This is a genomic window from Pseudomonas sp. IPO3747, from assembly GCF_013385245.1.
Classification (GTDB): domain Bacteria; phylum Pseudomonadota; class Gammaproteobacteria; order Pseudomonadales; family Pseudomonadaceae; genus Aquipseudomonas; species Aquipseudomonas edaphica.
The window spans coordinates 125,159-146,036 of sequence record NZ_JACAQL010000014.1 but is presented as its reverse complement, the minus strand read 5'-3'; the positions used below and the strand labels follow the sequence as shown (position 1 = coordinate 146,036).

Genomic DNA, 20,878 nt, shown 5'->3' with positions numbered 1-20,878 from the left:
ACACCCGTCAACCCAAACGCCTGAGCGTCTCACTGGGCAACTCCCGAAACAACGCCCGATAACTCTGGGAAAACCGCCCCAAGTGCCAGAACGACCAGTTCATCGCCACCTCAGCCACCGTGGCCCGAGTCGAGCTCAACAACTCACGCCGCGCCCCGTTCAACCGGCGCAAGCGCAACCACTGCGCCGGGCTCATTCCGGTGTAGGTCTTAAAGCCTTGCTGCAATTGGCGTAACGGCACACCGGCGATCTGCGCCAGTTCCAGCAGGTTGGCGGTTTCATCCGGCGCATCCGCCGCCCATTCACCGATACGCGCCATCAACAGGCGCTCGTCGCTGCGCCGCTGCAACGAGCTGCGGTCCAGGCACACACAAGCGTTGTCGAGAATAAACAGGCAGTCATCAAGCAATTGCTGGGTGAGGGCATCACGGCTGATAGGGTCAGTCAGCGCAGACAGCCGTGTCAGCGTGCCACTGAGCCATCGGGTGAACAGCGCGTTCTGCTGGCACGTCAGCGGTGCCATGAACAACCCCTCAAGTTTCGCCACATCCAAACCATGGCGCTGCACGAACTGCGGGCCGAATACCACCGCGACTTCGCGGTAGTTTTCCGGGGTGATCCAGGTGTTGCGGCTCTCGCCATTGAGCATGTACAGCGCGTTGTCGCTGCCATCGAAACAGAACGCCAGGGAGCCCGGTGGCGCATTGAAATGCTGCTCCACGCGAGTGTTCATGCACTCTTCGTAAACCTCGACGCCGTGCAGGTCGAGGTAGCGGATCTGCCCGGCAAAATGCCCTGGGGACATCTGCTGGTACTGCTGCACCCAACCGGGTGTCGCACTGCATTGAGCGGCCACATCACCGGTGGTGAAGGCCTGTACGCGCAAAGCTGTTGCCTGTGTCATGGGTAACCTGGGCGCACTCTATTGGTGCGTTATGGTTCGTGCAAAGTGGATAGATGCCGTTTGAAGGCTGGCCCAAGATAGACCTCAATGCGCCGGGAGTACAAGTCGGCGCGTGCAACCAACCTATGACGAGGTCCTTATGAACGCCCCCTTCGATCAGCTGTCCGCCTGGCTGAAAGAACACAAGATTACCGAAGTCGAGTGCGTGATCAGTGATTTGACTGGCATCGCACGCGGCAAAATTGCGCCCACCAACAAGTTCCTGCATGAGCGAGGCATGCGCCTGCCGGAGAGTGTGCTGCTGCAAACGGTGACCGGGGACTTTGTCGACGACGATATCTACTACGACCTGCTCGACCCTGCCGACATCGACATGATCTGCCGGCCGGTGTCCAACGCCACTTACGTGGTGCCGTGGGCGATCGAACCCACCGCCATCGTGATCCATGACACCTTCGACAAGCAGGGCAACCCCATCGAGTTGTCGCCGCGTAACGTGTTGAAAAAAGTCCTGCAACTGTACACCGACAAAGGTTGGCAGCCGATTGTCGCGCCAGAAATGGAGTTCTACCTGACCCAGCGCTGCGAAGACCCGGACCTGCCGCTGAAAACCCCGGTGGGCCGTTCGGGCCGGGCCGAAACCGGGCGCCAGTCGTTTTCCATCGACGCCGCCAACGAATTCGACCCGCTGTTCGAAGACGTCTATGACTGGTGTGAACTGCAGGGTCTGGACCTTGACACGCTGATCCACGAAGACGGCCCGGCGCAGATGGAAATCAACTTCCGCCATGGCGATGCCCTCGACCTGGCCGACCAGATCACCGTGTTCAAACGCACCCTGCGTGAAGCCGCGCTCAAGCACAACGTGGCCGCGACCTTTATGGCCAAGCCAGTGGCCGACGAACCGGGCAGCGCCATGCACCTGCACCAGAGCGTGGTGGAGATCGCCACCGGCAAGCCGGTGTTCGTCGACGCCGACGGCAAGATGAGCCAGCTGTTCTTGCATCACATCGGCGGCTTGCAAAAGTACATTCCCAAACTGCTGCCGATGTTCGCGCCGAACGTGAACTCGTTCCGCCGCTTTTTGCCGGACACCTCGGCGCCGGTCAACGTGGAGTGGGGCGAAGAAAACCGCACCGTCGGCCTGCGTGTGCCGACCTCCAGCCCCGACGCGATGCGCGTGGAAAACCGCCTGCCGGGCGCGGATGCCAACCCCTACCTGGCGATTGCCGCGAGCTTGCTGTGCGGCTACCTGGGCATGATCGAGCAAATTGAGCCGAGCGCGCCGGTGGAAGGCCGCGCCTATGAGCGCCGCAACCTGCGCTTGCCGTTCACCCTCGAAGATGCCTTGGCGCGCATGGAGGACTGCGACACGGTCAAGCAGTACCTGGGCGATAAGTTCGTGCGTGGCTATGTGGCGGTCAAGCGCGCCGAGCACGAGAATTTCAAGCGAGTGATCAGTTCCTGGGAGCGTGAGTTCCTGCTGTTGAGCGTCTAAAAAACCAATAAAGGGGTGTCGATATGCGTCTTGTGAAAAAGCTTCTCCCGCTGGCTCTTGTCGCGGCGTTCAGCAGCAGCGGCCAGGCCGCCCAGACGGTCAGCGTCTATAACTGGACCGACTACATAGGCGAGACCACCTTGGCCGATTTCCAGGCCAAGACCGGGATCAAGGTGATCTATGACGTGTTCGACTCCAACGAAACCCTGGAAGGCAAGTTGCTCGCCGGGCGCACCGGCTATGACGTGGTGGTGCCGTCCAACCACTTCCTGGCACGCCAGGTAAAAGCCGGTGCGTTCTTGAAACTCGACCGCTCGCAGTTGCCCAACTTCAAGAACCTCGACCCCAAACTGCTCAAGCTGCTGGAGAAAAACGACCCCGGCAACGCGCACTCGGTGCCGTACCTGTGGGGCACCAACGGCATCGGCTACAACGTCGACAAGGTCAAGCAAGTGCTGGGGATCGACCACATCGACTCATGGGCGGTGCTGTTTGAGCCCGAGAACATCAAGAAGCTGCACGAGTGCGGCGTGGCTTTTCTCGATTCAGCCGATGAGCTGTTCCCGGCGATTCTCAATTACATGGGCAAAGACCCGCGCAGCGAAAACCCCGAGGACTACAAACAGGCCGAAGCCAAGCTGCTGACGTTGCGCCCGTACATCACCTACTTCCATTCGTCCAAGTACATCTCGGACCTGGCCAACGGCGATATCTGCGTGGCCTTCGGCTATTCAGGCGACGTATTTCAAGCCGCCAACCGCGCCAAGGAAGCCAGGAACGGCGTGAACATCGCCTACTCGATTCCCAAGGAAGGCTCCAACCTGTGGTTCGACTTGCTGGCGATTCCTGCCGACGCCGGGAACCCGAAAGAGGCCCACGCCTTCATCAATTATTTGCTCGACCCAGAGGTGATCGCCAAGGTCAGTGCCGCGGTCGGTTATGCCAACGCCAACCCGGCGGCCAAGCCCTTTATGGCGCCGGAGCTGGTCAACAACCCTGAGGTGTACCCGTCCCAGGAAGTGCTCGACAAACTCTATATTTCCACCACGCCGACCCCGGCGACCATGCGCCTGATGACCCGCGCCTGGAGCAAAGTGAAGACCAACAAATGATCCCGTCCAATGACCACGCCCGGTCCTACTACCGGGCTTCGGCCAATACCATGCCGGAGCGCCCGTCACTGGGCGCCGACCTGAGCGCCGATGTGTGCGTGATAGGCGGCGGGTTCACTGGCGTCAACACCGCCATCGAACTGGCCCAGCGCGGGCTCTCGGTGATCCTGCTGGAGGCCCGGCGCATCGGCTGGGGCGCCAGTGGGCGTAATGGCGGGCAACTGATTCGTGGTATCGGCCATGATGTGTCGGGGTTCGCCAAGTATGTGGGTGAGGAGGGCGTGCGTTACCTGCAGCACGCCGGGATCGACTCGGTGGCGCTGGTGGGCGAGCGTATCGCCCAGCACAATATTGACTGCGATTTGCGTTGGGGCTTTTGCGAACTGGCCAACACCCCGGCGCAGTTTGCCGCGTTCAAGGGCGAGCAGGCCGGCCTGGCAGCGCTGGGTTATGCCCCTGAAACCCGCCTGGTCGGCCCGCAAGACATGGCGCAGGTGGTGGGCTCCAGCGTCTACGCTGGCGGCCTGGTGGACATGGGCTCCGGGCACTTGCACCCGTTGAACCTGGTGCTGGGCGAGGCGCAGGTGGCCGAGTCGCTCGGGGTGAAGATTTTCGAACAGACCCAGGTGCTGGAGCTTGTACACGGCGATACGGTGCAGGTGCGTTGCGCCGGCGGCACGGTGCGCGCGGCTAATCTGGTACTGGCTTGTAACGCGCACTTGGAGGAACTGGAACCGCGCTTGAGCGGTAAGGTACTGCCGGCGGGCAGCTACATCATCGCCACCGAGCCTCTGTCGGTCGAATTGGCCCAGCAGTTGATTCCGCAAAACCTCGCCCTGTGCGATCAGAAAGTCGGGCTCGATTACTACCGGCTCTCGGCTGACCGGCGCCTGCTGTTCGGCGGCGCCTGCCATTACTCGGGGCGTGACCCTGCGGATATTGCCGCGTATATGCAGCCCAAGTTGCTCAAGGTGTTCCCGCAGTTGGCAGGCACCGCCATCGAGTTCCAGTGGGGCGGCAAGATCGGCATCACCGCCAACCGCTTTCCCCAGGTCGGGCGCCTCAAGCACTACCCGAATGTGTTCTACGCCCAAGGCTATTCCGGGCATGGCCTGAACGTGACCCATTGGTGCGCGCGCCTGCTTGCCGAAGGCATTCACGCCGGTGCAAGCCACGGCCTGGATATCTTCAGCCAAGTGCCACACATGACCTTCCCCGGCGGCAAGGCCCTGCGCTCGCCGCTGCTGGCGTTGGGGATGCTGTGGTATCGGTTGCGGGAAATGCTCTGACTGGCAGCCGCGTTTAACCGGATGAGCCTGAGGGGGAAAGATTGAGGTAAGGGCGTGAGTGGCTGACATTGGACCGAGTATGTCCGGGGCGATGAGGTTACCCGTTGCCCTGGCCTTCACAGGCTTTCAGTCAGCACCTTCCTGAACGTTTCCACCAAAGGCCGCAAGTTAACCCGGTGCCATGCCGCCCACAGCGGCGTGGTGTAGGTCAGCCATGGCAATTCACGCAACACCACCCCAGGCGGCGCATTGCGGCTCAGCCCCTTTTGCACCATCGCCACACCCAAACCCGAGGCCACCAACCCCAGGGCGGTAAACGGCTCACTGGCTTCCATAGGGATTTGCGGCGTAAAACCAGCACGAATGCACGCAGCCACAAAGTCATCCGCCGGGTTGGCGCCAGGCTTGCGTTGCACGCCGATCCACTCCTGATCAGCCAGATGCTCGGGTAACAACTCGCTGTGGCGCGCCAATGCATGATGTTCCGGCAGCGCCAGCAGCATCGGGTCGTCCAGCACCTGCAGCGCCGTCAGGTCCGGGTCATCGGTGGCCGGTGGCTCGCCGACCAGGGCAATGTCGAGGCTGCGTTGACGCAAGCCTTCGAGCTGTTCCAGCGACGGCAAGTTGTACAGCTTGATATGCACGGTAGGCCGGTCATCCCTCAATACGCGCAACGCATTGGGCAGCACGCCGGCGTGCATGGCGTTTTCGATGTAGCCGATGCACAAGCCGCCTTCTTCGCCGCGTCCCAGGCGTTTGCCCAGGGATTCCAAGCGATTGGCGTGGGTCAACAGCGCCTTGGTTTCCGCCAGGAACGTCTGGCCATCGCGGGTCAGGCGGATGCGCTGCTGGCTGCGTTCGAACAAGGTCAGGCCCAGGCGCTCTTCAAGCTGGGCGATCTGGCGGCTCAGCGGTGACTGCGAGATATGCAGGCGCTCGGCGGCACGGCCGACGTGTTCTTCTTCCGCGACCACTTCGAAGTAGCGCAGTTGGCGAAGATCAATCATGTGTAAGACCTTTCAGGACTCAAGTTGGTCGCAGTATGTCTTGGACGGTCCGATCTATGCAATCTAGGATCTGCTCAACGGTCACAGCGACCCACAACCGATTGAGGACCCACCATGAGCTTGAAAGACAAATTGCCCGGCCCGCTGGGCTTCGGCACCGCACCGCTGGGCAATATGTTCCGCGCAATTGCCGAAGACGAAGCCCAGGCCACCGTCGAGGCTGCCTGGAGCCACGGCGTGCGTTACTTCGACACCGCTCCCTTTTACGGCTCGGGCCTGTCGGAAATCCGCCTGGGCCAGGCGCTGTCTCAGTACAACCGCGATGACTTCGTGCTCAGCACCAAAGTTGGCCGGGTGATTCTCGATGAAGTTGAAGAAAGCGCCCGCGACCTCGGCGAAAAAAGCGGCGTGTTCGAACACGGCCGCCCCAACAAGATGCTCAATGACTACAGTGCCGACGCCACCTTGCGTTCCATCGAAGACAGCCTCGAGCGCCTGCAAACCGACCGCCTGGACATCGTGTGGATTCACGACATCGCCCAGGACTTTTACGGCGACCAATGGCTGGACTACTTCAACCAGGCCCGCACCGGCGCCTTCAAGGTGCTGACCCGCCTGCGCGAAGAAGGCGTGATCAAGGCCTGGGGCCTGGGCGTCAACCGCGTTGAACCCTGCGAGTTGACCCTTGACCTCAGCGAAGCCCGGCCCGATGGCTTCCTGCTGGCCGGCCGCTACACTTTGCTGGACCACGAACGTGCCTTGCAGCGTTTGATGGACGCAGCCTTGGCGCAGAATGTCGAGATCGTCGTCGGCGGGCCTTACAGCTCCGGCATTCTGGCCGGTGGCGCGCACTTCGAATACCAGCAGGCGAGCCCCGCGATCATCGATAAAGTCGAGCAGATCAAGGCGATTGCCCAGGCGTTTGGGGTAAGTATAAAAGCCGCAGCCCTGCAATTTTCCCTGGCGCATCCGGCCGTGGCGGCGGTGATTCCAGGTGCCAGTCGTCCGGGGCGGATTGCCGAAGACGTTGCGGCGTTGTCAGAGAAGATCCCGGCAGCCTTCTGGCAGGCGCTGCGCGAGGCCCGGTTGATTTCGGCCCGTGCGCCTCTGCCGCTCTAACTTCAGGAGTACCACCGATGAACATTGATGTAAGCGGCAAAGTAGCTATCGTCAGCGGCAGCACCGCCGGTATTGGCCTGGGCATCAGCCAGGCGCTGGCCGCCTGCGGTGCCACCGTGGTGGTGATCGGGCGCGAATCGGGCAAGGTCGACGATGCGCTGGCAAGCATTCGCCAGGCGGTGCCGGGCGCTGATCTGCGCGGGCTGGTGGCGGATCTTGGCACCGCCGAAGGCGCCGCGAAACTGTTCGCCGCCGAACCGCGTGCCGACATCCTGGTCAACAACCTCGGCATCTTCAACGATGTGGATTTCTTTGATGCGCCCGACAGCGAGTGGACGCGCTTCTATGAGGTCAATGTGATCTCCGGCGTGCGCCTGGCACGGCATTACACGCCCGGCATGGTCGAGCAGGGCTGGGGGCGGGTGATCTTCGTGTCGTCGGAGTCCGGCGTGGCCACACCGGCCGACATGATCAACTACGGCGTGACCAAAAGCGCCAACCTCGCGGTTTCCCATGGCCTGGCCAAGCGCTTGGCGGGCACCGGGGTGACGGTTAACGCAGTGCTGCCGGGGCCGACTTTTACCGACGGCCTGGAGCAGATGCTCAAGGACTCCACACAAAAGTCCGGGCGCAGTGCGCGGGACGAGGCCGACGTATTTGTACGTAACGCACGGCCGACCTCGATCATCCAGCGCGCGGCAAATGTGGATGAAGTGGCGAACCTGGTGGCGTACATTGCTTCACCGCTGTCCTCTGCAACCACAGGCGCTGCGCTGCGGGTCGACGGTGGTGTGGTCGACAGCATGGCGATCTGAAGTCTTTATTTTTCCTGGAGTATTTAGTGTGGCGACAGCTTCTTCTGTAATTGAAATCCCGGTTTCGGCCGATCAGGTCTGGCAATTGGTCGGTGGCTTCAACGCGCTGCCGGATTGGCTGCCGTTTATCGTCAAGAGCGAGCCGAGCGAGGGCGGGCGCGTGCGCCACCTGCAAACCGCAGATGGCGGTGTGGTGGTCGAGCGTTTGCAGCGTTTTGATAACGTGGCACGCAACTACAGCTACACCATCGAGCAATCGCCGTTTCCGGTGAGTGCTTACCTTGCGACCTTGCAGGTTGAGGCGCTCACCGACAGCTCGGCGAAAGTGACCTGGTCCGGCGTGTTCACCCCGGCAGCCGGGACCACGGACGCGGCGGTGGAAGAGTTGTTCACCGGAGTGTACAGCGGCGGCCTCGAAGCGCTGCGCGCCAACTTCTAACTAACTGGCAAAGCCGTTTCAATGTGGGAGCTGGCTTGCCTGCGATAGCGGAGTGTCAGGCACTGCAAATTTGCCGGGTACATCGTCATCGCAGGCAAGCCAGCTCCCACACGGTTTTGTAGCGCCTGGAGATGATCGTTCCCACGCTCTGCGTGGGAATGCCTCTTGTGACGCTCCGCGTCACGCTGTGGGACGCGGAGCGTCCTGGGCTGCATTCCCACGCGGAGCGTGGGAACGATCAGGCTTCGGGCATCAACTGCTGCCGACACTCCAGCACCAACCGCGCACCGCCACGCTGGCTGCTGCCAACCTCCAGCTTGAACCCGTGCAAGTTGATGATCGCCGCCACAATCGACAGGCCCAAACCGAAGCCGCCTTGCTGGTCGCTTTCATCCACGCGATAAAAACGCTGGAACACCGCATCACGTTCCGCCGCCGGAATACCCGGCCCGGAGTCGTGCACTTCGATACGCGTGCTGCCGCCATCATTCACACCACGCAAGATCACCTCGCCACCGGCGGGCGAGAATTTTATCGAGTTGCTCAGCAGGTTGGCCAACGCTTCGAATAACAGCGCACGGTCGCCGGTGATCCACGGCAGCGCTTCGGGCACTTCGAGGCGCAACTGCAATTCGCCTTCCTCGGCCAACGGCAGATAAAAGTCATGCAGCTCGCGCAGCAGTGGCAACGGGTCCATTACCAGGAAACCCGAGCGGCGCTGGTGGTCTTCCAGCTCCGAGATGCGCAATAGCCCGCGAAAGCGCGCCATCAGCGTGTCGGTCTCGGCGATGGCGTCGTCGAGCTTCACCGCGTACACCGAGTTTTCCTCGGCTTCCTGCTTGATGCGGTAAAGCTGCGCGCGCAAGCGTGTCAGCGGGGTGCGCAGGTCGTGGGCAATGTTGTCGCACACGCCCTTGACCTCGTTCATCAGCTTCTCGATGCGGTCGAGCATGGCGTTGACGATGGCCGCGAGCATGTCCAGCTCATCACGGCGATTCGACAGCGGCAAACGGTGGGTCAGGTCGCCGGCGACGATAGCCTCGGCGCTGGCCTGGATCCCGCGAATACGCCGCAGCGGGCGGCGGCGCAACAAATGCCAGCCGGCCGCGCCGGGAATAATCGTCAACGACAGCGCCCACAGCAGTGCATGCCAGATGATCCGGGTGACGCCGAACAGCGAACCGTTGGCCCGCACCAGCACCAGCCAGCGGCCGTCTTCGGTGTGGGTGGCGACGGCGTCGCAGCTGTCTTTGGGCAGTTTGGGGTCGTCGGACTCGACGCAATTGGCCAGCGCGTGGATCTTGCCGTCCAGCGGCAAGTCCGGTGGCACGGCGCGAATTGGCCCGCTCAGGGGGCGAAATTGCTCATCGAACAGGCCATAGGCGTCCACGCCCTTCATGTCGAAGGTCATGCTGGTGGTCAGGGCTTCCACCAGTTCTTCGCCGTCGAAACGCTGAAACAAGTGCTGGCGCTGCATCAGCGAGTGGCGGGACAGGTCGCCCAGGTAACCCGAGACTTCGAAATACAGCACCCCCATGAGGATGCAACTCCAGGCCACGAACAGCGAACTGTAGAGCGCCAGCAAGCGGCTGCTGGAGGAGCGCCAGCCCTTAGAGGGGTTCAGCAATGACATAACCGGAACCTCGTACCGTGCGGATCAGCGGTGTGAGGCCCGGTGGATCGATTTTCTTGCGCAGGCGACCGATATGCACATCGATCAGGTTGGTGCCCGGGTCGAAGTGATAACCCCAGACTTCCTCGAAGATCATCATCCGCGACAGGATCTGCCCGGTGTTGCGCATCAGAAACTCAAGCAGTTTGTATTCGGTGGGCAGCAGGCTCAGCGGCTGCTCGGCACGGCTGGCTTCGCGGCTGATCAGGTTCAGTTCCAGGTCGGCCACGCGCAGGGCGGTTTCGAACTCCTTGACCGTGCTTTTGCGCCGCAGCAGCACTTCGACACGGGCAGCCATTTCGTCGGAGGCGAACGGCTTGGTCAAGTAGTCATCACCACCGGCCCGCAGGCCGCGCACGCGTTCGTCGACATCGGAGAGGGCGCTGATCATCAAGATCGGCGTCGACACCCCGATGGTGCGCAGGGTCGTGACGATGGCCAAGCCATCCAGCTCCGGCAGCATCCGGTCGAGGGTGATCAGATCGTAATCACCACTCACGGCGCGGACCAGGCCTTCGCGGCCGTTGTCCACCCAATCCACGTCCAGTCCATGGCTACTCAGCTCGGCGACGATCTCGCGGGCCGTTACGGCGTCATCCTCGATGGTCAAAATACGGGTCATAGGATTACCTGGTGAGCGATTCACACTAGAAGTGGGGTCATTTTGCCAAGAAGTAGCTGAATGTTTCCTAAATTAAACTTCATCTTGGCAAAACCACCACAAATTTCCGGGTTGCACACAATCATTGTGGGAGCTGGCTTGCCTGCGATAGCGGTGTGTCAGAGACAAAATATCAACCTGGAAGACCGCTATCGCAGGCAAGCCAGCTCCCACAGTGAGCGGGTTTGCAGGGATATTGCATAAAGCACGCCCGCCACTGCTGTTTCTTGCAAGTTGCACGGTCCTGCGAAGTTCAAATTACTTAACTCGTTGAAATAACATGATTTTAATTTTTTGCCCGGCTGGCACGCTGCCTGCACTGTCCCTTTTGAGACTTGTAACACTATTTTTCCTGCCGGGAGCAAAACAACAATGATCACATCGTCATCCACGCTGCAAGAGTCAAGCGCGCGCTCTGGGGTTTCCTGGGGCGCAATCTTTGCCGGGGCCGCTGCGGCGGCTGCACTGTCGCTTATCCTGGTGCTGTTGGGCTTCGGCCTGGGCTTTTCGGCGGTGTCGCCGTGGGCCGACAGCGGCATGAGCGCCAAGGGGCTGGGTATTTCCACGATTATCTGGCTGGCATTCACCCAAATCGTCGCTTCGGGCCTGGGCGGTTACATTGCCGGCCGGTTGCGTGTGAAGTGGGCGAATATGCATGGCGATGAAGTGTACTTTCGCGATACTGCCCATGGTTTCCTCGCCTGGGCCGTCGCCACTTTGGTCACCGCGGTACTGGTGGTCGGTTCGGTCAGCAGCGTGGTCAGTGGCGGCGTGAAAGCCGGTGCCAGTGTGGCGGCAGGTGCCGCCAGCGGCATCAGCCAGGCCGCCGGTAGCGCAGCCAAGGGCGCCAACAGCGGCGACTTCGACTACTACGTCGACAGCCTGTTCCGCGATGACCGCCCAGCTGCCGTCAGCGATGACGCGGTACACGGCGTGGTCGCACGCATCCTCACCCGCACCCTGAGCAACGACGGCCAATTGGCACCGGAGGACCGTACCTACCTGGCCCAGTTGATCAGCCAGCGCACCAACCTCAGCCAGGCCGACGCCGAAGCGCGTATCGACAAGGTCTACGGCGAAGCCCGTAAAGCCATTGACGATGCCAAGCTCAAAGCCAAGCAAGCGGCCGATACTGCCGCCAAAGTCGCTGCCTACACCTCGCTGTGGACCTTTGTGGCCCTGTTGATCGGCGCGTTCTTTGCCAGCTTCGCAGCAACCTTCGGCGGTCGTCGTCGGGATGCTGTGGTGTACGTCGAAACCGAAAACTACGTTCGTTAATTCAAGGAGAACATCATGCGCTCATTACTACTGTGGTTCCTCGGCGTGCCGATTCCGGTGATCATCCTGATCGCGATTTTCATGCACTGATTCAGGTTAACTGTGGGAGCGGCGGTGCGACGACTCGACTTGCCCGCGATGACGGAGTGTAAGTTGATGGTTTATCTAACTGACACACCGCTATCGCGGGCAAGTCGAGTCGTCGCACCGCCGCTCCCACATTTGGTTTTGTGTAATGTCAGCCAAGTTGTGATCAGCAAGGCGCTGGCCGCTGCGGTCATGATCACCAAGGGCAGTGAAGTGCCATCCGACAACAACCCCGTCACCCAGCTGCTCACCGCCGTCAGAATCATCTGGATAAAAAAGAACAACCCCGACGCCGTCCCCGCAATCGCGCCATAGGGCTGCAGCACCGACAGCTGGCAGGCCGGAATCACCATCCCCACCGACACCATGATCACCACCATCGGCAGCACAATCGCCAGCCATTCTCCCGGCAGCGCGAGGGTCGCCATCGCCAGCAAAACGCTGCCCAGCACATTCAGGCCGATCCCAGCGTTGATCAAGTGGTCGGGCTCGAAGCGCAATACCAAACGGCGAAACAGGTTCGCCCCGAGCATGTAGCCGCTGATCGTCGCGGCGAATACCAGCGCGTATTCCGTGGCCGTCAGTTGGTAGCCGCGCTGCAACAGCGAAGACGACTCGCTGATAAACGGAAAATACGTGCTGTACACACAGCCGATGGCCAAGGCGTACCGCAGGAAATAGCGGTCGCGCAGCAGTTGGCCATACACGCGCAGCAGGTTGCTCGGCGGCGCAGCGGCAACTTCGGTCGGGCGGGTTTCCGGCAGGCGGCGGTAAACCACCAGGCACAGCACGGCGCCGATCACGGCCAGCAGCCCAAACAAGCCACGCCAGTTGATCAAGGGCAGCATCAGGCTGCCAAGTACCGGCGCGGCCATCGGCGAGATCGCCATGGCCATGGAGATCAGGCCGAGCAGACGCGCCTGTTCGTGGCGGTCGAAGTAATCGCGCACGATCACCCGACCGATCACCGTGGTACAGCAACCGCCTAGGGCCTGGAACAGCCGGGCGATCACCAGCACGCCGAGGCTGTTGGCCTGGGCGCAGGTCACCGTCGCCACCACGTACAGCAGCAGCCCGGCCAGCAAGACCGGGCGCCGGCCGAAGCGGTCGGTCAACGGGCCGCTGACCAGCAGGGAAATCGCCGAGCCCAGGGTGTACAGCGTGAGGGTCAGTTGCAGTTGGCTGTCGCTGCTGTGGAAGTAGTCGGCCATGGCGGGCAAGGCTGGCAGGTGCAGGTCGAGGGTGAGGCGGGGCAGGGCGATCAGCACGGTCAGCAGGACCAGCCAGAACCCGGTGGAGAGGGCGCGTTGAGTCATGGGAAGCTTCTTTGCTAACGAGTAGAGCCTGAACTCTAACGACTTTGTGGTTTAATTCTTTGAGCCGCTTATGGCTTAAAACACTGGACCACTTATGCGCCGAGGAAAAACCGCCGCCATCTTGGACTTGCCGCGCCCGGATACGCTGGACGTCAGCAAGCAGCAGGGTGCCTATGACGCGTTGCGCGCCGCCATCCTCAATCGCCAGTTGCCGGTGGGCAGCCGCTTGCCCTCGACCCGCAGCCTGGCCGAGCGTTGGTTGGTGTCGCGTGGCACCCTGGAGGCGGCGTTCGAGCGCTTGCACAGCGAGGGGTATGTCGAGCGCGTGGCGGGCTCCGGCACGCGGGTGAGTGCAGTGATCCCCGAGGAGTTTATCGCGGCCCCGGCGCCGAGCAGCAAACCGCGCCGCCTGGCCGTGCCTGATCAGCCCGACGCCGGCGTGCAAAGCCACGTGCCTTTTGTGGCCCGGCGCCCGGATGCCAGTCTGTTCGACTTGAAAACCTGGGCACGCTGTATTTCCCGTGGCTTACTGTCGGCGGGGCCGGGTGCGCTGGAGGCCGCGCACCCGGCCGGGTTACCGGCATTGCGCGAGCAAATCGCCGACTACCTGCGCAGTTACCGCGGCATGCACTGCGAGGCGGATGAGGTGATTGTCACCACGGGCATTCGTCACGCCCTCGACCTGATCGCGCGCACGCTGCTCAAACCCGGCGACACGGCATGCGTCGAAGACCCAGGCTATAAGCCTGCGCGGCGCCTGTTCAGCCTGGCTGGCGCGCAGGTTCAATCGATCCCGGTCACGGCCGAAGGCCTCGACACCGACCAACTCCCAGCCACGGCGCGGTTGGCTTACGTGTCGCCTGCCCACCAGGCGCCCTTGGGCATGACCTTGTCGGTCTCGCGCCGCCTGGCATTGCTGGACTGGGCCGCACGCGCTGACGCCTGGGTGGTCGAAGACGATTACGACAGCGAATACAACTACAACAGCGCGCCGCTGGCCGCGCTCAAATCCCTCGATTCCGGCGACCGGGTAATCTATTGCGGCAGCTTCAACAAGAACCTGTTTCCCGGCTTGCGTGTGGGTTTCATGGTGGTGCCCAGGGCGCTGCGGCCTGCGTTATTGCACACTTCACAATGGACCGGGCATTCGGTGGGCGCCACGGATCAATTGGGCCTGGTCGAATTCCTGGGCAGTGGGGCGTTTGTGCGTCATTTGCGCGCTTCACGTCAGGCTTATCAGGCGCGCCGCGATGCATTGCTCGCCTGCCTGCCGGACGGCTGCACGGTCAGCGGCCAGCAGGCCGGGTTGCATTTTGTGCTGTGGTTGCCGGCAGGCGTCTGCGAGGCGGATTTTTGTAGCCGCGCTGCCGCCGTCGGCCTGACTTTTCAGCCGTTGGGCAAGTTCTGTGACGAGGCCAGCCTGCCGCCTGCGGTGATCATCGGCTACACCGCGCTGACCCTGGCGCAGATTCGCTTTCACGGCCGAGTTCTCACGAAATTGTTAATGGCGGCTTAACCGCCCCTTGGCTAGACTCGCGCCCCATGAGCCGCCTCCTGCGTTTAATCCTGGTCATGCTGTTAAGCCTCACGCTTCCCCTGACCGGGATGGCGGGAGTGCCGTCGAGCACCGAGCCGTGCCCGATGAAGATGGCAGACATGCAGGTGATGACCGACATGAGCCCCGACTGCTGCCAGGACGGCTTTGATCACGGCAAAGTCTGCAAGCCGGGCCAGGAATGCAAGACCGGCGGCCTGCTGCAATTGTCCCTGGCGGTGCTCAAGGCACCGCTGGCACGCGCTCATCCTTTGGCCATCGGCCACACATCTGATTTTATCCCCGACCGCACGCCCTCCGGCGTCTGGCGCCCGCCGCGTAGCTGATTCCTGTTGCATCTGAAAACCCATCCCCACTGCGGGATGGCCTTGCTGTGGGCCGCATAACGCGGCGAGCAGTGGAACAGATCAGGAATCTTTACGATGAATTCCCTCTATGTGCGCGCCCTGGTGGTGGGCGTGCTGGTGTGGCCGGTGCTCGCCTCGGCGCTGACCCTGGATGAGGCCCTGCGCCTGGCGCAGAACAACGCGCCTTCGCTGGTGGCTGAATCCGCCAAGCTGCAAGCCACGACACACGCGGCGATTCCGGCCGGCGAATTGCCCGACCCGAAACTGCTGGTGGGCCTGCAGAATTTTCCCATCGGCGGGCCGAATCGCGGCACGTTGTATGGCGATGACATGACGCAACAAATGATCGGCCTGCAGCAACAGGTGCCCAGCCGCGACAAGCGCAAAGCCCGGGTCGAGCTGGCTGATGCAACCATAGAACGCACCGCCGCCGAAGGGCGCATCGAGCGCCTTAACGTGCGCCAGGCCACCGCCCAGGCGTGGATCCGTGCTTACGCGGTGGAGCGCAAAGAGGCCTTGTTCAAAGACTTCTATCAGCAGAACCGCCTGCTGCAAGACAGCGTGCGCGCGCAGTTGGCCGGCGGGCGCGGCCAGGCGTCCGATGCGGTGATTCCCAAACAGGAAGCCGCCGAATTGGCGGGCCGTGAGGACGAGCTGACCCAGCAACGTGCCCAGGCCCGCGCCGCCCTCAAGCGCTGGATCGGCGCCGCCGCCAATCAAGCCCCCAGCGGCCAGTTACCCAATTGGAGCATCGACAGCCACGGCTACAGCCACAACCTGCATCAACACCCCGAACTGCAAGCCTTCGTGCCGCGCACCCGCGAGGCTCAGGCGCGCGTGCAGGAGGCCAAGGCGCAAAAGACCTCGGACTGGAGCTGGGAAGTCGACTACGGGCACCGCAGCCGTGAGTACGGCGACATGGTCACGCTGCAATTGAGTTTTGACCTGCCGATCTTTCCCGGTCGCCGACAAAACCCAGGCATCGCGGCCAAGCAGGCCGAGTTGGACCAACTCGACGCCGAACGCGAAGCCGCCACCCGCGAACACACGCAGATGCTCGACGACGACCTGGCGGTTTACCAGCGCCTGGACCGCGCCGTGCAGCGCAGCCAGGACAGCCTGGTGCCGCTGGCCGAAGAAAAAGTCACCCTCAGCCTGGCCGGTTATCGCGCCGGCAAGGGCGATTTGCTCACGGTGGTCGGCGCTCGCCGTGAGCTGGTCGAGGCCCGCTTCAAGCAAATTGATGCCATCGAACAGCGCGCCCTGATCGGCGCCCAGCTGTATTTCGCTTACGGGGAACCCAGCCATGAATAATCCAATTGTCGCAGCACTGGTGCTGCTGGGGCTGGGCGCGGGCTATGGGCTGGCGCAATTTCACTCGGTGGCGTCTGTTGCACCCAAGGACGACAAACCGGCGCTGTACTGGTACGACCCGATGTACCCGCAGCAGAAGTTCGATAAACCCGGCAAGTCACCGTTTATGGACATGCAACTGGTGCCGCGTTATGCCGAAGGCACGGCGGCTGCGGATACGCCGGCAGTGCAGATTGACCCACGGCAAACCCAGAACATCGGCGTGCGCCTGGCGAGCGTCAGCCGGGGTGTGCTGATGTCGACCCTGGAGCTGTCGGGCATCCTCGCGTTCAACGACCGTGATGTGGCGGTGGTACAGGCGCGGGCTGCCGGGTTCGTCGAGCGCGTCTATGCGCGGGCACCGGGTGATGTGCTCAAGGCCGGCGCGCCGTTGGCAGACCTGTTGATCCCCGAATGGGCGCCAGCCCAGGAAGAATTTCTGAGCCTGCGCCACAGCGGCGACAGTGGGTTGATCGCGGCAGCCCGGCAACGGTTGCGTCTGAGCGGCATGCCGACCGGGTTGATCCAGCAGATGGAGCGCAGCGGCCGGGTGCAGTCGGTGTTGACCGTCACCAGCCCGTTGAGCGGCGCCCTGCAAAGTTTGGAGGTGCGCGAAGGCATGACGCTGGCGGCAGGGCAGACCCTGGCGCGTATCAATGGCCTGGATCAGGTGTGGCTGCAGGTTGCCGTGCCCGAAGCCCAAGGCTCGACCTTGGCCGTGGGGCAAACCGTGCAGAGCCGTTTTGTCGGTTTGCCGGGCAAAACCGTCGACGGCACCATCAGCGCGATTTTGCCGGCCACCGCCATGGACAGCCGTACTGTGCAAGTGCGTGTCGAGTTGCCCAACCCCGACGGCAACCTGCGTCCCGGCATGACCGCGCAGGTGCGCCTGGCGCAAACCAGCGGGCAAGCGGTGTTGCAAGTGCCCAGCGAAGCCTTGATCCGCACCGGCAAGCGCGTGCTGGTGATGCTGGCCGAGGAGGGCGGGCGCTATCGCCCGGTAGAGGTTGAAGTGGGCGTAGAAAATCAGGACCAAACCGTGATCCTCGGCGGCTTGCAAGAAGGCCAGCAGGTGGTCGCCTCCGGCCAATTCCTGCTCGATTCCGAAGCCAGTTTAAGCGGCATAACCGCGCCAACATCCGACATGTCGGGCATGAGCATGCAGCCAGGAGCCCAGCCATGATCGCCTTGCTGATTCGCTGGTCGGTGGCCAACCGGTTTCTGGTGCTGCTCGCGACCTTGTTCATCACCGCGTGGGGCGTGTGGGCGGTGCAAAATACGCCGGTGGATGCCTTGCCGGACCTCTCGGATGTGCAGGTGATCATCCGCACGCCGTACCCGGGCCAGGCGCCGCAAATTGTCGAAAACCAGGTCACTTACCCGATGACCACCACCATGCTGTCGGTACCGGGCGCCAAGACCGTGCGCGGTTTTTCGTTCTTCGGCGACAGCTATGTGTACGTGCTGTTCGACGAAGGCACTGACCTGTATTGGGCGCGCTCGCGGGTGCTGGAATACCTCAGCCAATTGCAGGCGCGGCTGCCCGCATCGGCCAAGCCATCGTTGGGGCCGGACGCCACCGGGGTGGGCTGGATCTACCAGTACGCCTTGGTGGACCGCAGCGGCCAGCAGGACTTGGCGCAACTGCGTGCGCTGCAGGACTGGTTCCTCAAGTTCGAACTCAAGACCCTGCCGAATGTGGCCGAAGTGGCGACCATCGGCGGCCAGGTCAAGCAGTACCAGGTACAGCTCGACCCGCTGGCCATGGCGAGTCGCGGCGTTACCCAGGCGCAGGTCAAAGAGGCTATCGACAAGGCCAACCAGGAAACCGGCGGCTCGGTGCTGAACATGGGCGAGTCCGAATACGTGGTGCGCGCCTCCGGCTACCTGAAAACCCTGGCGGATTTTCGCGCGATTCCCCTGCGGCTCGGCACCAACAACGTGCCGGTGAGCCTTGGCGACGTGGCAAACATTCAACTTGGCCCGGACCTGCGTCGGGGCATCAGTGAGCTGGACGGCGAGGGCGAAGCCGTCGGCGGCGTGGTGATCCTGCGCAGCGGCAAAAATGCGCGTGAGGCCATTGCAGCGGTCAAGACCAAGCTGGAACAACTGAAAAGCAGCCTGCCGCCCGGCGTGGATATTGTCACCACCTACGATCGCAGCAAGTTGATCGACCGCGCCGTGGATAACCTCAGCCACAAGCTGTTGGAGGAGTTTTTGGTGGTGGCGCTGGTGTGCGGGATTTTTCTCTGGCACCTGCGTTCATCTCTGGTGGCGATTATTTCGCTGCCGGTGGGCGTATTGATCGCCTTTATCGTCATGCGCTTTCAGGGCATCAACGCCAACATCATGTCGCTCGGCGGCATCGCGATTGCCATCGGCGCAATGGTGGATGCGGCGGTGGTGATGATTGAAAACGCCCACAAGAAAATCGAGGCCTGGCACCACGCCAATCCTGGCCGGGAACTGAAAGGTGAGGACCACTGGAGGGTCATGACCGACGCGGCGGTGGAAGTAGGGCCTGCGCTGTTTTTCTGCCTGCTGATCATCACGTTGTCGTTTATTCCGGTGTTCACGTTGCAAGCCCAGGAAGGCCGGCTGTTCGGCCCGTTGGCTTACACCAAGACCTACGCCATGGCGGCAGCGGCCGGGTTGTCGGTGACCTTGGTCCCGGTGTTGATGGGCTACTGGATTCGCGGGCGCATTCCCGATGAGCAGCGCAACCCGCTCAATCGTGGCTTGATCAAACTCTACCAGCCGGCCCTCGATGCGGTGCTGCGCTGGCCGCGCCTGACCTTGCTGGTGGCGCTGCTGATGGTGGCGAGCGCGCTGTGGCCGGTGACGAAACTTGGTGGTGAGTTCCTGCCGCCGCTGGACGAGGGCGACTTGCTCTACATGCCGTCGGCGCTGCCGGGGCTGTCGACGCAAACCGCCGGTGAGTTGCTGCAACGTACTGACCGGCTGATCAAGACCGTACCGGAAGTGGCGCACGTGTTCGGCAAGGCCGGTCGCGCCGAAACCGCCACCGACCCGGCACCGCTGGAGATGTTTGAAACCACGATTGAGTTCAAGCCCAAGGACCAATGGCGCCCCGGCATGACCCCGGAAAAACTGGTGAAGGAGCTGGACCGTGTGGTGCAGGTGCCGGGCCTGACCAATATCTGGATCCCGCCGATCCGCAACCGCATCGACATGCTCGCCACCGGCGTCAAAAGCCCGATTGGCGTGAAGGTCGCGGGCGCCAGCCTGATGCAGATCGACGCGGTGACCCAGGCTGTGGAGAAGGTTGCCAGGACCGTGCCCGGTGTGAGTTCGGCACTGGCTGAGCGGTTGACCGGCGGGCGCTATATCGACGTGGATATCGACCGTTCGGCCGCTGCGCAATATGGGCTGAATATCGCCGATGTGCAGTCGATTGTGGCGGGCGCGATTGGCGGTGAAACCATTGGCGAAACGGTCGAAGGCCTGGCCCGTTTTCCCATCAGCCTGCGTTACCCCAAGGCGTGGCGCGACTCGCTGCAGGCGCTGGGCAGCCTGCCGATCTACACGCCGCAGGGCAGCCAGATCACCCTCGGCACGGTGGCCAGGCTCAAGATCAGTGACGGCCCGCCGATGCTCAAAAGCGAAAACGCACGGCCTTCCGGCTGGGTGTATATCGACGTGCGTGACCGTGACCTGGCTTCAGTGGTGAAGGACTTGCGTGCGGCGATTGAGCAGCAGGTGCACTTGCAGCCGGGCATGAGCCTCAGTTATTCGGGGCAGTTCGAGTTTCTGGAGCGGGCCAATGAGCGCCTGAAGCTGGTGGTGCCGGCTACCTTGCTGATCATCTTTGTGCTGCTGTACCTGACCTTTCGCCGCGTGGATGAGGCGGTGCTGATTTTGGGCACCTTACCGTTCGCACTGACTGGCGGTGTGTGGTTGCTCTACTGGCTGGGCTTCAATTTGTCGGTGGCCACGGGCGTGGGGTTTATTGCGCTGGCGGGGGTGTCGGCTGAGTTTGGGGTGATCATGCTGTTGTATCTGAAAAACGCCTGGGCTGAGCGTAAGGATGGTGATTTGCTGGCGGCCATTACTGAGGGGGCGGTGTTGCGGGTGAGGCCCAAGGCGATGACCGTGGCCGTTATCATCGCCGGGTTGTTGCCGATTCTGCTTGGAGGTGGGACTGGCAGCGAAGTCATGAGCCGCATTGCTGCGCCGATGATTGGTGGGATGTTGACGGCGCCGTTGCTGTCGCTGTTTGTGATTCCGGCAGCCTACCAACTGATGCGCCGCCCAAAAGCCAAGCGCTGAACAAAATGTGGGAGCTGGCTTGCCTGCGATAGCATCACCTCGATGTATCAGACACACCGAGTGTGATCGTTCCCACGCTCTGCGTGGGAATGCAGCCCTGGACGCTCCGCGTCTGCTTTGAAGAGTCGTGACGCGG

General features: G+C 62.3%; 17 protein-coding genes. 12 read left to right on the top strand and 5 right to left on the bottom strand.

Going from position 1 to position 20,878, the window contains the following annotated elements:
- Window positions 1–7: 7 nt before the first annotated feature.
- On the bottom strand, window positions 8–904 hold the full coding sequence (locus HX790_RS19120; RefSeq protein WP_099550140.1) for a helix-turn-helix domain-containing protein: 897 nt from the start codon (window positions 902–904) through the stop codon (window positions 8–10).
- A gap of 139 nt (window positions 905–1,043) precedes the next feature.
- Between HX790_RS19120 and HX790_RS19115 the strand changes: the two genes are divergently transcribed.
- The 3 genes from HX790_RS19115 to HX790_RS19105 are packed head-to-tail and all read left to right on the top strand — an operon-like array spanning window position 1,044 to window position 4,803.
- Window positions 1,044–2,402, top strand: a complete 1,359-nt coding sequence (locus tag HX790_RS19115) for a glutamine synthetase family protein (protein ID WP_017135352.1) — start codon at window positions 1,044–1,046, stop codon at window positions 2,400–2,402.
- Between the two features lie 23 nt (window positions 2,403–2,425).
- On the top strand, window positions 2,426–3,514 hold the full coding sequence (locus HX790_RS19110; RefSeq protein WP_169987705.1) for a polyamine ABC transporter substrate-binding protein: 1,089 nt from the start codon (window positions 2,426–2,428) through the stop codon (window positions 3,512–3,514).
- Window positions 3,511–4,803: an FAD-binding oxidoreductase gene (locus tag HX790_RS19105; protein ID WP_017135353.1), complete on the top strand. Its 1,293-nt coding sequence runs from the start codon at window positions 3,511–3,513 to the stop codon at window positions 4,801–4,803. Before HX790_RS19110 ends, HX790_RS19105 begins: the two co-directional genes overlap by 4 nt.
- A 116-nt stretch (window positions 4,804–4,919) precedes the next feature.
- Here HX790_RS19105 and HX790_RS19100 read toward each other — a convergent pair whose 3' ends face one another.
- Window positions 4,920–5,810, bottom strand: coding sequence for a LysR substrate-binding domain-containing protein (locus tag HX790_RS19100; RefSeq protein ID WP_017135354.1), 891 nt, complete (start codon window positions 5,808–5,810; stop codon window positions 4,920–4,922).
- A 114-nt stretch (window positions 5,811–5,924) separates the two neighbouring features.
- Here HX790_RS19100 and HX790_RS19095 point away from each other — a divergent pair, with 114 nt between their 5' ends.
- Genes HX790_RS19095 through HX790_RS19085 form a run of 3 tightly spaced genes read left to right on the top strand, consistent with a single transcriptional unit; the run spans window position 5,925 to window position 8,183 of the window.
- On the top strand, window positions 5,925–6,929 hold the full coding sequence (locus HX790_RS19095) for an aldo/keto reductase (RefSeq protein ID WP_017135355.1): 1,005 nt from the start codon (window positions 5,925–5,927) through the stop codon (window positions 6,927–6,929).
- Window positions 6,930–6,946: 17 nt separating this feature from the next.
- Window positions 6,947–7,744, top strand: a complete 798-nt coding sequence (locus tag HX790_RS19090; RefSeq protein WP_138452549.1) for an SDR family NAD(P)-dependent oxidoreductase — start codon at window positions 6,947–6,949, stop codon at window positions 7,742–7,744.
- A gap of 28 nt (window positions 7,745–7,772) precedes the next feature.
- The gene (locus tag HX790_RS19085) at window positions 7,773–8,183 is read left to right on the top strand and encodes an SRPBCC family protein (RefSeq protein ID WP_017135357.1); all 411 of its coding nucleotides are present in this window, start codon (window positions 7,773–7,775) and stop codon (window positions 8,181–8,183) included.
- 238 nt (window positions 8,184–8,421) lie between these two features.
- Here the strand turns inward: HX790_RS19085 and HX790_RS19080 are convergent, their stop codons facing one another.
- Both HX790_RS19080 and HX790_RS19075 read right to left on the bottom strand, forming a co-directional pair.
- Window positions 8,422–9,816, bottom strand: a complete 1,395-nt coding sequence (locus HX790_RS19080) for a HAMP domain-containing sensor histidine kinase (protein WP_099550136.1) — start codon at window positions 9,814–9,816, stop codon at window positions 8,422–8,424.
- Window positions 9,794–10,477 (bottom strand): response regulator transcription factor, encoded by a 684-nt coding sequence (locus HX790_RS19075; RefSeq protein ID WP_003219726.1) that lies wholly within the window; start codon window positions 10,475–10,477, stop codon window positions 9,794–9,796. The genes HX790_RS19080 and HX790_RS19075 overlap by 23 nt, the downstream gene beginning before the upstream one ends.
- A 411-nt stretch (window positions 10,478–10,888) precedes the next feature.
- Between HX790_RS19075 and HX790_RS19070 the strand changes: the two genes are divergently transcribed.
- Window positions 10,889–11,794 (top strand): hypothetical protein, encoded by a 906-nt coding sequence (locus HX790_RS19070; RefSeq protein WP_017136412.1) that lies wholly within the window; start codon window positions 10,889–10,891, stop codon window positions 11,792–11,794.
- Window positions 11,795–11,955: 161 nt separating this feature from the next.
- Here HX790_RS19070 and HX790_RS19065 read toward each other — a convergent pair whose 3' ends face one another.
- A complete protein-coding gene (locus HX790_RS19065; RefSeq protein WP_176991928.1) occupies window positions 11,956–13,197 on the bottom strand; it encodes a multidrug effflux MFS transporter in 1,242 nt (413 codons plus the stop codon).
- A gap of 94 nt (window positions 13,198–13,291) precedes the next feature.
- Between HX790_RS19065 and HX790_RS19060 the strand changes: the two genes are divergently transcribed.
- The 5 genes from HX790_RS19060 (at window position 13,292) to HX790_RS19040 (ending at window position 20,742) form a co-directional block, all read left to right on the top strand.
- Window positions 13,292–14,713 carry a PLP-dependent aminotransferase family protein gene (locus HX790_RS19060; RefSeq protein WP_176991927.1) on the top strand — a complete coding sequence of 474 codons (1,422 nt, stop codon included), beginning with the start codon at window positions 13,292–13,294 and terminating at the stop codon, window positions 14,711–14,713.
- A 26-nt stretch (window positions 14,714–14,739) separates the two neighbouring features.
- The gene (locus tag HX790_RS19055) at window positions 14,740–15,078 is read left to right on the top strand and encodes a hypothetical protein (RefSeq protein ID WP_138454360.1); all 339 of its coding nucleotides are present in this window, start codon (window positions 14,740–14,742) and stop codon (window positions 15,076–15,078) included.
- Between the two features lie 96 nt (window positions 15,079–15,174).
- The gene (locus tag HX790_RS19050) at window positions 15,175–16,413 is read left to right on the top strand and encodes a TolC family protein (protein ID WP_176991926.1); all 1,239 of its coding nucleotides are present in this window, start codon (window positions 15,175–15,177) and stop codon (window positions 16,411–16,413) included.
- Window positions 16,406–17,635, top strand: a complete 1,230-nt coding sequence (locus HX790_RS19045; protein ID WP_176991925.1) for an efflux RND transporter periplasmic adaptor subunit — start codon at window positions 16,406–16,408, stop codon at window positions 17,633–17,635. Before HX790_RS19050 ends, HX790_RS19045 begins: the two co-directional genes overlap by 8 nt.
- Window positions 17,632–20,742, top strand: a complete 3,111-nt coding sequence (locus tag HX790_RS19040; protein WP_017136417.1) for an efflux RND transporter permease subunit — start codon at window positions 17,632–17,634, stop codon at window positions 20,740–20,742. Before HX790_RS19045 ends, HX790_RS19040 begins: the two co-directional genes overlap by 4 nt.
- The last annotated feature ends 136 nt before the right edge of the window (window positions 20,743–20,878 follow it).